This window comes from Paraburkholderia caribensis (genome assembly GCF_002902945.1).
In the GTDB taxonomy this organism is placed as follows: domain Bacteria; phylum Pseudomonadota; class Gammaproteobacteria; order Burkholderiales; family Burkholderiaceae; genus Paraburkholderia; species Paraburkholderia caribensis.
Window position 1 is genome coordinate 1,544,149 of record NZ_CP026102.1, and the last position, 12,585, is coordinate 1,556,733.

At 64.2% G+C, this 12,585-nt stretch carries 6 protein-coding genes; 3 read left to right on the forward strand and 3 right to left on the reverse strand.

What is annotated here, in order from left to right; all coding sequences use genetic code 11:
• Positions 1–345: 345 nt before the first annotated feature.
• The gene (locus tag C2L66_RS23360) at positions 346–4,821 is read left to right on the forward strand and encodes a DEAD/DEAH box helicase (protein WP_233444964.1); all 4,476 of its coding nucleotides are present in this window, start codon (positions 346–348) and stop codon (positions 4,819–4,821) included.
• A gap of 1,069 nt (positions 4,822–5,890) precedes the next feature.
• Entirely contained in the window at positions 5,891–7,894 is a 2,004-nt protein-coding gene (gene pdeR / locus C2L66_RS23365; protein WP_060606419.1) for a cyclic di-GMP phosphodiesterase, read from the forward strand.
• 189 nt (positions 7,895–8,083) lie between these two features.
• Here the strand turns inward: pdeR and C2L66_RS23370 are convergent, their stop codons facing one another.
• The 3 genes from C2L66_RS23370 to C2L66_RS23380 form a co-directional block, all read right to left on the reverse strand.
• On the reverse strand, positions 8,084–8,962 hold the full coding sequence (locus tag C2L66_RS23370; RefSeq protein ID WP_054934984.1) for a crotonase/enoyl-CoA hydratase family protein: 879 nt from the start codon (positions 8,960–8,962) through the stop codon (positions 8,084–8,086).
• 448 nt (positions 8,963–9,410) lie between these two features.
• The gene (locus tag C2L66_RS23375; RefSeq protein ID WP_060606416.1) at positions 9,411–10,511 is read right to left on the reverse strand and encodes a malate/lactate/ureidoglycolate dehydrogenase; all 1,101 of its coding nucleotides are present in this window, start codon (positions 10,509–10,511) and stop codon (positions 9,411–9,413) included.
• A 101-nt stretch (positions 10,512–10,612) separates the two neighbouring features.
• Positions 10,613–12,073 carry a M20 family metallopeptidase gene (locus C2L66_RS23380; protein WP_060606413.1) on the reverse strand — a complete coding sequence of 487 codons (1,461 nt, stop codon included), beginning with the start codon at positions 12,071–12,073 and terminating at the stop codon, positions 10,613–10,615.
• 182 nt (positions 12,074–12,255) lie between these two features.
• On the opposite strand from C2L66_RS23380, the gene C2L66_RS23385 reads away from it, so the two are divergent.
• Positions 12,256–12,564: a superinfection immunity protein gene (locus tag C2L66_RS23385; protein ID WP_054934988.1), complete on the forward strand. Its 309-nt coding sequence runs from the start codon at positions 12,256–12,258 to the stop codon at positions 12,562–12,564.
• The last annotated feature ends 21 nt before the right edge of the window (positions 12,565–12,585 follow it).

Sequence of the window (12,585 nt, forward strand, 5' to 3'; positions counted from 1 at the left end):
GTCTGGCGCGAGGCGGCATGGATGGCCGGAACGCTTTTCGAGGAGGCTTTCATCGCGGTTTCATTCAGCACACGGGCGCATTTCTTCGGGCATGCGGGCCTCTGGCGGATGTAGCATCGGCGCCCTGCTCTACAGGCCGGCGGAATTGCCGCGCATCGGCTTATGCGGTCGCGGCGCTGCCGGTGTGTGTTAGAAGTTACCGACCGGTAGTTGCATTATCGGCACGTCTGCGTTCGCCTCGGCGCGCGCCTGCGAAACCTGCGAGGCTGGACGGGTCTAACCGTTTTTACAGGCCCGGTGTGCCGCGCACTGGATATGCGGCGCCCCGCCCCCATCTTCCACGTCATGACTTCCGCCTCTTCCGCCGCCATCAGGCCGGCCGACCCGCTGGCCGATTTCCATCCGGCCGTGGCAGGCTGGTTCCAGAAGGCCTTTGCCGCTCCCACGGACGCCCAGGTCGCTGCATGGCCGTTGATCCGCAATGGCCGGCACACGCTCGTCGCCGCGCCGACCGGTTCGGGCAAGACGCTGACCGCGTTTCTCGCCGCGCTCGACGAACTCGTGCGCGATGGTCTGGCGCACGGCGGCGTATTGCCGGACGAAACGCTGGTGGTCTACGTATCGCCGCTCAAGGCGCTGTCGAACGATATTCGCGTCAATCTGCAAGTGCCGCTCGAAGGCATTGCGAACGAACTGACCGAACGCGGCTTGCCCGTGCCCGAGATCCGCACTGCCGTCCGCACGGGCGACACGACGCAGCAAGAACGCGCCGCGTTGAAAAAGCGCGCGCCGCATATTCTCGTCACGACGCCCGAATCGCTGTATGTGCTGCTCGGCTCGGCCTCGGGCCGCAAGATGCTCGCGACGGTGCGCACGGTGATCGTCGATGAAATCCACGCGATGGCAGGCGGCAAGCGCGGCAGCCATCTCGCGCTGTCGCTGGAGCGGCTCGATGCGCTGTGCGGCCGGCGCCTGCCGCGCATCGGCCTGTCGGCGACGCAGAAGCCGATCGAAGCCGTCGCACGTTTTCTGGTCGGCGGCGCGAGTGTGGACAGCGACGAACCCGCCGACTGCGCAGTCGTCGATGTCGGCCATGTGCGCGAGCGCGATCTCGCGCTGGAGATTCCACCCGTGCCGCTCGAAGCGGTGATGTCGAACGAAGCGTGGGAGCTCGTCTACAACCGCCTCGCCGAACTGGTTGCGCTACACCGCACCACACTCGTGTTCGTCAACACGCGGCGCATGGCCGAGCGCGTCGCACGGCATCTGACCGAGCGTCTCGGCAAGGACGCCGTCGCCGCGCATCACGGCAGCCTCGCGAAGGAACATCGCCTGGACGCAGAGCAGCGTTTGAAGCGCGGCGAGTTGCGCGTGCTGATCGCAACGGCTTCGCTGGAACTGGGCATCGATATCGGCGACGTCGATCTGGTCTGCCAGATGGGCTCGCCGCGTGCGATCGCACCGTTTCTGCAACGCGTCGGGCGTTCGGGCCACCATGTGGGCGGCATGCCGAAGGGCCGGCTGTTCCCCGCTTCGCGCGACGATCTGATCGAATGCGCGGCGCTGCTCGATTGCGTGCGGCGGGGCGAACTCGATCTGCTGCACATTCCGCGCGCGCCGCTCGACGTGCTCGCGCAACAGATCGTCGCCGAGGTCTGCAACGCCGAATGGAGCGAGGACGCGCTGTTCGAACGCTTCCGTCACGCCGCGCCCTATGCCGCGCTCGAACGCGAGCAATACGACGCCGTGTTGCGCATGCTCGCCGAAGGCTACACCAGCCGTCACGGTCCGCGTGCGGCGTACGTGCATCGCGATGCCGTCAACGGCACTTTGCGCGGGCGGCGCGGCGCGCAGCTCTACGCGGTCACGTCGGGCGGCACCATTCCGGAGAATGCCGATTACACGGTGGTGCTCGAACCGCAAGGGCTCAACATCGGCACGGTCAACGAAGACTTCGCCGTCGAAAGCCTTGCAGGCGACGTGTTCCAGCTCGGCAATGCGTCGTACCGGATCATGCGCGTCGAAAGCGGCCGCGTGCGCGTCGAGGATGCGCAAGGCCAGCCGCCGAACATTCCGTTCTGGCTCGGCGAAGCGCCGGGACGCAGCGATGAATTGTCGGCGGGCGTCGCGCGGCTGCGCTCGGAGATCGAGCGGCGGCTTGCCGTCGCGAAGACCACGTCATCCGTTGCCTCGGATACCGATGCATTTTCCGGGTCGCACGACGGCATCGCGACGGTCGCCGAGCAAACGGCCACGGTTGCGCTCGATCTCGAACCCGCGATAACGTGGCTCATCGAGCAGACTCATCTGCCTGAAGCGGCGGCACGCCAGATCGTCGAATATCTGGCGCGCGCGCGCCAGGCACTCGGCGCTCTGCCGACACAAGACACGCTCGTGATGGAGCGCTTTTTCGATGAATCGGGCGGCACGCAGCTCGTGATTCACACGCCGTTCGGCAGCCGCGTCAACCGCGCGTGGGGCCTCGCGTTGCGCAAGCGCTTTTGCCGCACGTTCAATTTCGAATTGCAGGCGGCCGCGACGGAAGATGCGATCGTGCTGTCGCTGACGGGCGCGCACAGCTTCGCGCTCGACGAAGTGTGGCGCTATCTGCGCTCGACGACGGCCGAACACGTGCTGGTCCAGGCGCTGCTGGACGCGCCGCTGTTCGGCGTGCGTTGGCGCTGGAACGCGACGACGGCGCTCGCCTTGCCCCGCTACACGGGCGGCCGCAAGACACCGCCGCCGTTGCAGCGCATGCGCAGCGACGATCTGCTGGCGACCGTGTTTCCCGATCAGGCTGCGTGCCTCGAGAACATTGCCGGCGAGCGCGAGTTGCCGAGTCATCCGCTCGTCGACCAGACGCTCGACGACTGCTTGCACGAAGCGATGGACACGGATGGGTGGCTCGCGTTGCTGCGCCGGATCGAAGGCGGGCAGATCGCGCTCGTGAGCCGTGATTTACCCGCGCCGTCGCCGCTCGCCGCGGAAATCCTCACGGCCAAGCCATACGCGTTTCTCGACGATGCACCGATCGAGGAACGCCGCACGCAGGCCGTGCTGAATCGCCGCTACACGAGCGGCCCCGAATCCGCCGACGATCTCGGCGCGCTCGATGCCGACGCGATTGCGAGTGTCGGTGAAGAAGCATGGCCGCAAGTGCGCAACACCGACGAGATGCACGAAGCGCTGATGGGCCTTGCATGCATCACGGAAGCCGAGGCGCAGCGCAACGAAAACTGGCCAGCCTGGCTCGCCGAACTCGCTAAGACAGGTCACGCCGCGCGCATGCAGATCGCGCAGCACGACGCGCTATGGCTGCCCGCCGAGCGGCTGACATGTCTGCGAGCGATCTATCCGCAAGCTGAAGTCGAACCCGCGCTGCGTGCGCCTAAGGGTTTCGACGAAGCGTGGACAGAAGACGACGCGCTCGTCGACGTGGTGCGCGCGCGGCTAACGGGATTCGGGCCGCTGCCGCTTGCGTCGATTGCACGCGCGCTTGCGCTGCCCGCTTCGACTGCCGCGCAGGCGCTCACGCGTCTCGAAGCCGAAGGATATGTGATGCGCGGACGCTTCACGCCGGGCGCCACGGATGAAGAATGGTGCGAGCGGCATCTGCTTGCGCGCATTCATCGCTATACGGTGCGGCGCTTGCGGCGCGAGATCGAGCCTGTCGAGCGGCACGACTTCATGCGCTTCCTGTTCGCATGGCAGCGTCTCACGCCCGATACGCGCGGCGAAGGGCGCGACGCGCTCGCCGCCGTGCTCGATCAGCTCGAAGGTTTTCAGGCGGCCGCGAGCGCATGGGAAGAGGACATCTTGCCCGCGCGGCTGAAGGACTATTCGATCACATCGCTCGACGAGCTGTGCCGTTCCGGCAAGATTGTCTGGACGCGGCTCACGGATCGCGCGCGCGGCGCGAGCGGCCCGGTGCGCAGCACGCCCATCGTGCTGTTGCCGCGCCGCGCGCTGCCCGTGTGGACTGCGCTGCTCGATACGTCGAAACAGCCGGAGCTGTCGCCGAAAGCGCAGCTGGTGTTCGATACGCTGACGCAGCATGGCGCGATGTTTTTCGACGAGCTATCGGGCGATGTTCGTTTGCTGCGCGTCGAGCTGGAGAACGCGCTCGGCGAGCTGGTGGCGGCGGGTCTCGTCAATTCGGACAGTTTCGCGGGTTTGCGTGCGTTGTTGAAACCCGTCGCGAAGCGCAACGCGTCGTACTATCCGAGTCGCCGTCCGCGCGGCGCGGGCGCGTTGATCGGCGGCATGGACGATGCGGGACGGTGGGCGCTATTGCGGCGGCCCGTTGCCGCTGTGCCGGATGAGGCCACTGCGGCGCCTCCTTCCAGACGTGCGGCGACGTTTGCACCGGAAGTGATCGAGCATGTCGCGATGGCCCTGTTGCGGCGCTATGGCGTCGTGTTCTGGCGGCTGCTGGAACGCGAAGCTGAATGGCTGCCGCCGTGGCGCGATCTGCTGCGTGTTTATCAGCGGCTCGAAGCGCGTGGGCAGGTGCGCGGCGGACGCTTCGTCAACGGTCTGGCGGGCGAGCAGTTCGCGCTGCCGGAAGCGATTCCGCTGTTGCGTGAGGTGCGTCGTCATGCGAACGACGGTGCTTTTGTTTGTGTTGCGGGGGGCGATCCGCTGAATCTGGTCGGGACGTTGCTGCCCGGTAGTAAGGTGCCCGCTGTGGCGGGGAATCGCATGCTGTATCGGGATGGGGTTCCCGTCGCGTCACTCGTTGCTGGGGAGTTTGTTTTGCCCGATGATGCGGATGGCGAAATGAAGCAGGTGATGAGGATGCGGCTCGCGAGGCGGTACTGAATTGGTTTGGTTTGGTTTGGTTTTGGTTTGTACTTTCGCTGGCATCCGCGAATCGTTAGCTCGCTTCAGGCGTCGCCCCTGTGCGGGGCGGCACCTACTTTTCTTTGCCGCCGCAAAGAAAAGTAGGCAAAAGAAAGCGGCTCACACCGCCAGCTCTTGACGTTTGTCCACGGGCCCCCAGCGTCCCCACGCTTCACGCACCAGCATATCTATTTGCGTCCGTTGCCAACGCGCTGAATGAGCGCCTCACCCGCTTCACGCACCTGCGTTTCAGCACGCCATGCCAGGCAGTCCATCGCCGCCCAGGTGGCAAACTGTGTGTCGGCCCTCGGTGCTCCACACGCTTCACTCCAGACCGATTGCGCATGCATCTCACCCTGTAAGAGCGCCAGGCTATACGACGCGACAACCTACACACAGTTTGCCACCTGGGCGGCACATACCATTCGCTGCCGCTGGCTCATGTACGGGTGCCTGAAGCGGGTGAGGCACCTGTTCGAAGCGTTGGCAACGGGCATCAATAAGCACGTTGCCGTTTGAAGCATGGGGACGTTGGGGGCCCGTGGGTAAACGTCAAGAATTGGCGGTGTGAGCCGCTTTCTTTTGCCTACTTTTCTTTGCGGCGGCAAAGAAAAGTAGGTGCCGCCCCGCACAGGGGCGACGCCTGAAGCACGCTAACGTAACGCGGATGCCAGCGCAGAGTCAAATCGCGGATGCCAGCGAAAAAAGGCCAAAACACCAAACAGCGACGACGCATGAAGCAAGACACCAAACCGCAACGCATGAACCACAAAGGCAAATCCCGAACACCAAAAGCATCGAAAATCCGCACGCACGTGCACAAATCCCCGTGAACGTTTGCGGAACCAATCCCTGAAAAGCATCATTTTTTTCTATGCTTTCTGGTTAAAGAAAGCTGATTCAAAGGTCGTTAATCAATTCGGTGCCGGACGTCTGGCCGCTTCGTTACAATGAAGCAAGTCAGTCATCGATAAGACTCTTCGCCGCCGCGTGCTGTACTCGTATTCGGAGCTCGACTGGAGGCAAATTTTTTGCCCGGGGACCCTTCATGAACGACGATCAACACGATCAGGTGCTTTTCGCCCGATTCGGAACGAGCAGCCCCTGCTGGCGCCTGTCGAGCGACAGCAATGCGCTCGAACTGACGCCCGAAACGGATGACGACAAGGCCACGGTCGCCATTGCCCTGTCCGGTGCGCAGGCCGCGCAGATCCGCAGGCTCACGGGCGTCACCGCGCATCTGACCATGGACGTGCGCCTGTCCGGCGAAGCACTGCGTCTGCATCTCGTCGGCAAGAAACTCAACAGCAGCACCTGGGCAGGCACGGCTTCGGCGTACGAAGACACCGAGTCCGTCGCGCGCGATCTGGTGCATGGGCTGTCGTTCGCCGAGCAGGTCGTGTCGGAAGTCAATTCCGTCGTCGTGATCGTCGACAAGAACGGCCGTATCCAGCGCTTCAACCGGCTCGCCGAAGAACTCACGGGCATGAAGGAAGAAGACGTGGTCGGGCGCAGCGTCTGGGCGCTGTTCATGTCGTCCGAAGCGGGCGCGGCGTCGAGCCAGAACATCTCGGGCTTCTTCAATCAAGGCGTCGCGTATGAAGTCGAGCGGCGCGTGCGCACCGTGCACGGCGAGCGGCTTTTCCTCTTTCGCAACAAGTTCGTGATGAGCGGCAGCGGCGTCGACGAACAGTTTCTGATCTGCTCGGGCACCGACATTACAGAGGAACGCCGGGCCCAGGAACGCCTGTCGGAACTGGCGAACACCGATTCACTGACAGGCCTGCCCAATCGCAACGCGATTCACGACAAGACGCGCGCGGCCATCGCCAGCGCGGCGGCGGGCGAAGCCGTCGGCATCCTGTTTCTCGATCTCGACAACTTCAAGAAGGTCAACGACCACTACGGCCATGTGTTCGGCGACCGGCTGATCCAGGATGTGTCGTCGGCCGTGCGCGAGTGCCTCGCCGACGACGACACGCTCGCGCGCCTGGGCGGCGACGAGTTCATCGTGTTGTCGCCCGTCGCGTCCGTCGCGTCGATGGAAGCGATGGCGCAGCGCATTCTGGAGCGGCTGCGCGTACCGTTCAGCCTCGGGCTCGTCGAGGTCTACACGGGCTGCTCGATCGGCATCGCGATGTTCCCGGAGCATGGCGACAGCCTCGAAGCGCTGATCCGCGCAGCCGACACCGCCATGTACGTCGCCAAGGACGACGGCAAGCGCACCTATCGCGTGTTCTCGCCGGAGATGAACCGCAAGGTCGCCGAGTACATGTGGCTCGATACGAACCTGCGGCGCGGCCTCGAAGAAGGCCAGTTGACGCTGCACTATCAGCCCAAGCTGTCGCTGGCCACGGGCACCGTGTACGGCGTCGAGGCACTGGTGCGCTGGAATTCACCGGAGCGCGGGCAGATCATGCCCGCCGCGTTCATTCGCTACGCCGAAGAGTCAGGGCTGATCGGACCGCTTGGCCGCTGGGTCATGGAGACGGCGGCCGAACAGGCTGCCCAATGGAAATCGCGCGGGCTGTCGCTGCGTGTGGCGATCAACGTGTCGGCGCGGCAACTGGTGGATACGGCCGTCGTGTCGCACTTCACCGAGGCCTTGCAACGCGCGAAGCTCGATCCTTGCCTGCTCGATATCGAACTGACGGAAAGCTGCCTGATCGAAGACGAAGCAGCCGCGATCGATCTCATCACGCAATTCCGCAATCTCGGCGCGCAGGTCCATCTGGACGATTTCGGCACAGGTTATTCGTCGCTGTCGCAGCTCGGGCGCATTCCGCTCGACGTGATCAAGCTGGACCGCAGCTTCGTGAGTTCGATCAACGCGGACAGGAAATCTCAGGCGCTGGTGCGTTCGATGGTAGCCGTCGCGCAGGCGCTGCAATTGAAGGTAGTGGCGGAAGGAATCGAGACGGAATCGGAAGAACTGTTCATGAAAGGACTGGGCGTCGAATACGTGCAGGGCTTTCTCTACGGTAAGCCGATGCCCGCAGCCGATTTCGAGCGCTGGCTGCATGACAGGCAGAAGATCCGCTTGATCGCCTGAACCCCCGAAAAGTTCGCTGGATCATCGGGATCTCCCGCCTGGCCGTCGATACGGCTGATTACTGCGTATTGCATGCTGCCTGATGCCTTTGCTACGTTGATGGTTGCGTCAATACCTGACGGGTGCAGACGGAGCGCGTGAACCTTGAGCGCGGGGGCGTTCTGCCAATCAGACTACTGTCCTTCCTGCTTACGCAACGTTCATCGCAGCCGGGCGCAGATTGCCCGCACGGCGGTTTTGCAGCATCACGAGCCGCTCCATGAAGGCGAGATCCTTCTCCTCGATCGTGAACGCGGACTGCACCCAGTCTTCCGTAATTTCCATCAGTTCGGCACGCGACAGCTGCAACACGCGCTGACGCGCCCGCACCATCGCGCGGATGCCGTTGAGCTTGGGGCGCAACGTGTCGATGAAGGTGCGCGTGGCGATATACGCCTCGCCCGGCTCGAACAGCTGGTCGACGAGGCCGCGGCTCTCGTGCCACTCCGCCGTGTGCGACTCGCCGCCGCCGATCAGTTCTTCCGCGAGGCGCATGCCCGCCTTGCGTGCAACGAGCGAATAGCCGCCCATGCCCGGAAACAGGTTGAAGGCGATCTCCGGGAAGCCCATCCGCGCGTCGTTCTGCGCGAGTACGAAATGATGAGCGAGCGCCGCTTCAAAGCCGCCGCCGAGTGCGCTGCCCTCGACCATCGCAATCGAAATCGCGCCGGTATCGAAGCCGCGCGCCGCCGCATGCACGCAATCGACACAGGCGCGCGCATACGCCATCAACTCCTGGCGTCGGCCTGCGCGGATTGCGTCGGCAAAAAAGCTGAGATCGCCGCCGACGTTGAACATGGTCGGAATCACGGAGCCTGTCACCCAAAAATCGATGCGCACATTGGAATCGCGCGCGGCCCGCGCGAGTTCGAGAATGTCGTGCACCAGTTCGAGGTTGAAGCATGGACGCGGTTGCGCGCGCAACATCATCCACATGACGTTGCGCTCTTCTTCGTAATACGCGGAGATTTGCGACAGCTTGCCAGCTTCGAGGAACGGACGGCAGGCGTGATGGTTTTGCAGATTCATTTTGACTGGTCCTTTTGAAGTTAAAAACCCGGGTGAAGCATTGCGAGCCTAAAACAGACCAGAATCTGGTGGGGCGGCCTAACCAACAGAAGCATGCAGTTCTTCATAAGTATGGCGACGCCCGCTGGGCGGGCTTCTTGCCAGGCGCGGCTGGCGCAAACGATTGCCGCCTGAAATAAAACTTCGAACAAGCGTTTTCACCGCCGCTTCAATAAGGGCGCAAAGCGGTAATTAGAATATCTGTTTTAATTCCGGCGAATGCGTGCGGCGAACGTTTTAGTGCAATCCGAAATTATTCTGATTGCATTGTTTTGTGAATTCGTGGCGAGCAGAGGCAAAAAGCGGCAAACGGGCAAAACCGCCGCTGTCAGTCGTGAAGGGCAGTCGGTGCTCGACGCGCGCCCGTCGATCGGTGCGCATGCAACGGCATGCGCAGTGACGGTGCGCTTTACTGCAAGCGCGCGGACCAGCGATCGGCGATTTCCTGCGACAGGCCCGCCGCGAGCGCGGCCTCGCGGATCTGCCGCCACGTCTGCGGATCGACGGGAATGCCGTTGGCCTCGCGCTCGGCGCGCGTCGCGCGCTCCGGCTCGCCCGGCGCATAGATGCACTCCGCGCCGCCCGCGAGCGGCGACGCCTTCACCCATTCGACGAACGAGTCCGCCTCGGCCTCGGCGTTGGGCGCATCGAATGCGGCAGGATCGGCGATCACCGACAGCATGCAGTTGATGATCGCATGGGTCTTTTGCAGCGTGTCCTCGTGGGTCGTGTAGCCGCCCGACAGCGCGCCGCCGAAAATCTCGCACATCGCCGCGAGGCCGAAGCCCTTGTGCCCGCCCGCCTGTCCGCCGACCGGCATCAGCGCGCCGAACGGCGCTTCCATCATCACTTTCGGCTCGACGGTCGGCTCGCCTTCGTGGTCGATCAGCGAGCCGGGCGGCACCTGCTTGCCCTGGTTGTACGCCACGCGCGTCTTGCCGTAAGCGACGGCGCTCGTCGCGAAGTCGAGCACGAGCGGCGCCCTGCCCTCGCGCGGAAAGGCCGCGCAAAACGGATTCGTGCCGATGCGGCGGTCCGCGCCGCCGAATGGCGCAACGAGCGGATCGCCCGCCACGTTGACGAAGTGAAACGACGCGAGGCCCGCCTTCGCGCACTGCTCGGCCCAATGCCCGATCCGCCCGATGTGATGCGCGTTGCGCAGCGCGACGGCACACACGCCGAGCTTTTTCGCACGCTCGATGCCGAGTTCCATCGCCTCGTGCGCGACGACCTGGCCGAAGCCCTTGCCGCCGTCGACGGTCAACACCGCGCCGACATCCTTCACGACGCGCGCATGCCCATTCAGCTTCAGCTCGCGATCGCGCAGCGAATCGACATAGCGCGGAATCATGCCGACGCCATGCGAATCGTGTCCCGTGAGATTGGCCGCGACGAGGTGATCGGCGACGAGCCGGGCTTCACGCGGCGAACTGCCCGCCTGCTCCCATATCGCGCGCACGTAGGCGTGCAGGTGGTCGACGGGAATACGGGGAGCGTGCGTGTCGTTCATTCGATGATCGGTTCGTCAAAGGAAACAGATAGACAGTGAGAGAAGCCGCCGGCTTCTCTCACGCGAAATAACGCTTCAGCGTCGAACGTTCGGGACGGACCTCAAGGCGCGGCGGCGATCACCTCGGCGACCGCCGCGGTCAGCTTCTTGCCGTACGGCACATGCAGGAACTCGTTCGGACCGTGCGCGTTCGACTTCGGCCCGAGCACGCCGCACACCATGAACTGCGAGGTCGGAAAGCCCGCCTTCAGCACGTTCATCAGCGGGATCGTGCCGCCCTGCCCGATGAACGCGACGTCCGCGCCGAAGTGCTGGCGCGACGCGTTGTTCAGCGCCGTGCCGAGCCACGGCGCGAGTTCCGGCGCGTTCCAGCCCGTCGCGGCGCCCGCGTCCGGCTTGAACGTGACCTTCGCGTTGTACGGCGGATCGAACTCCAGCAGCGACTTCAGCTGCTGCACCGCGTTTTCTGCGTCGACGAGCGGCGGCAGACGCAGCGACAGCTTGAACGCGGTGCGCGGACGCAGCACGTTGCCCGCATCCGCGAGCGACGGCAGACCCGCCGCGCCCGTCACCGACAGCGACGGACGCCACGTCGAATTGAGCAGCGCTTCTTTCGGATCGGTGGTGGTCGGCAGCACGGGGCCGCCGTCCTGGCCGCAGGCCCACGGCAGTTTTTTCCACACATCGTCGCCGAGAATCTTCGCGGTCGCTTCGGCTTCGTCGAGACGGTCGAGCGGAACCGGGCAATGGAAGCCCTTGGGCAGCAGCGTGCCGTCGGCGGCGTCTTCGAGGCGCTCGAACATTTGCCGCATGATGCGGAAGCTCGACGGCGCGATGCCGCCGTAGCCGCCCGAGTGAATGCCCTCGTCGAGCACCTGCACTTCGAGGTCGCCGGACACGAGGCCGCGCAGCGACGTGGTGAGCCACAGCTGATCGTAGTTGCCCGCGCCCGAGTCGAGGCACACGACGAGGCCGACCTTGCCGAGCCGCTCGCGCAAGGCGTCGACGTACGGCAGCAGGTCGTAGCTGCCCGACTCTTCGCAGGTTTCGATCAGGCCGACGCAGCGCGGCCGTTCGATGCCTTGCGCGTCGAGCGCGGCCAGCGCCGTGAGGCTGGCGTAGATCGCGTAGCCGTCGTCGGCGCCGCCGCGGCCATAGAGCTTGCCGTCTTCGAGCTTCGGCGTCCACGGGCCGAGGTCGTTGCGCCAGCCGTCGAACTCCGGCTGCTTGTCGAGGTGACCGTACAGCACGATGGTGTCCGTGCTGCCCGAGCGCGTGGCGGGCGATTCGAAGAAGATCACGGGCGTGCGGCCCGGCAGACGCACGATTTCCAGCTTCAGTCCGCGCACGGGCTGCTGCTCCGCCCACTTCGCGGCTTCCGTGATCACGCGCTCGATATAGCCGTGTTTTTCCCAGTCGGCATCGAACGCCGGGCTCTTCGCGGGCACGGCGATGTAGTCGGTGAGCGCCGGCACGATCTCGTCGTTCCATTTGCGATCGACGAATTCGCGCAGTGTGTCGTGATTCAGCTTTTGAGCCTGTTGGGTATCGTCGGAGATCATGATGGCGGGATCCGGTGCAGTCGAAACGCACATGATAGACCTTACGGCGCGGCTTGCCGAATTCGTGTGAACCTCATGTAAACAACAAGGGCACCTGCCTTGCAATCGCCCTTCAAACCGCAAGCGAACGATGCCCGATCGCGCGACAATGGAAAGATAGATGGCACGTCTGTGGAGGCTCGATGAACACCGTGATGATGATACAAGGCGTCGCGGCCTTCGCCGCGCTGGGGCTGTACTTCCTGCCGTCCATCATCGCCGACCGCCGCAAGCGCTACGACATGCTGACCCTTGCCCTGTTCAATGCATGCATGGGCTGGACGGTGTTCGGCTGGATGATCGCGATGTACTGGGCGTGGCAGCCGAATCCACCCGTCAATCTGGAAGGCGAAGTGGTGCGCTCGCGGCGCATCATCAGCATGCGAAGCTTTACGAAGGGGCTCGGCGAGCGCGTGCGGATGCGCGAATCGCGCGACCGTTCGGCCAAGTAGCACGCAGCCTGCCGCTCAACG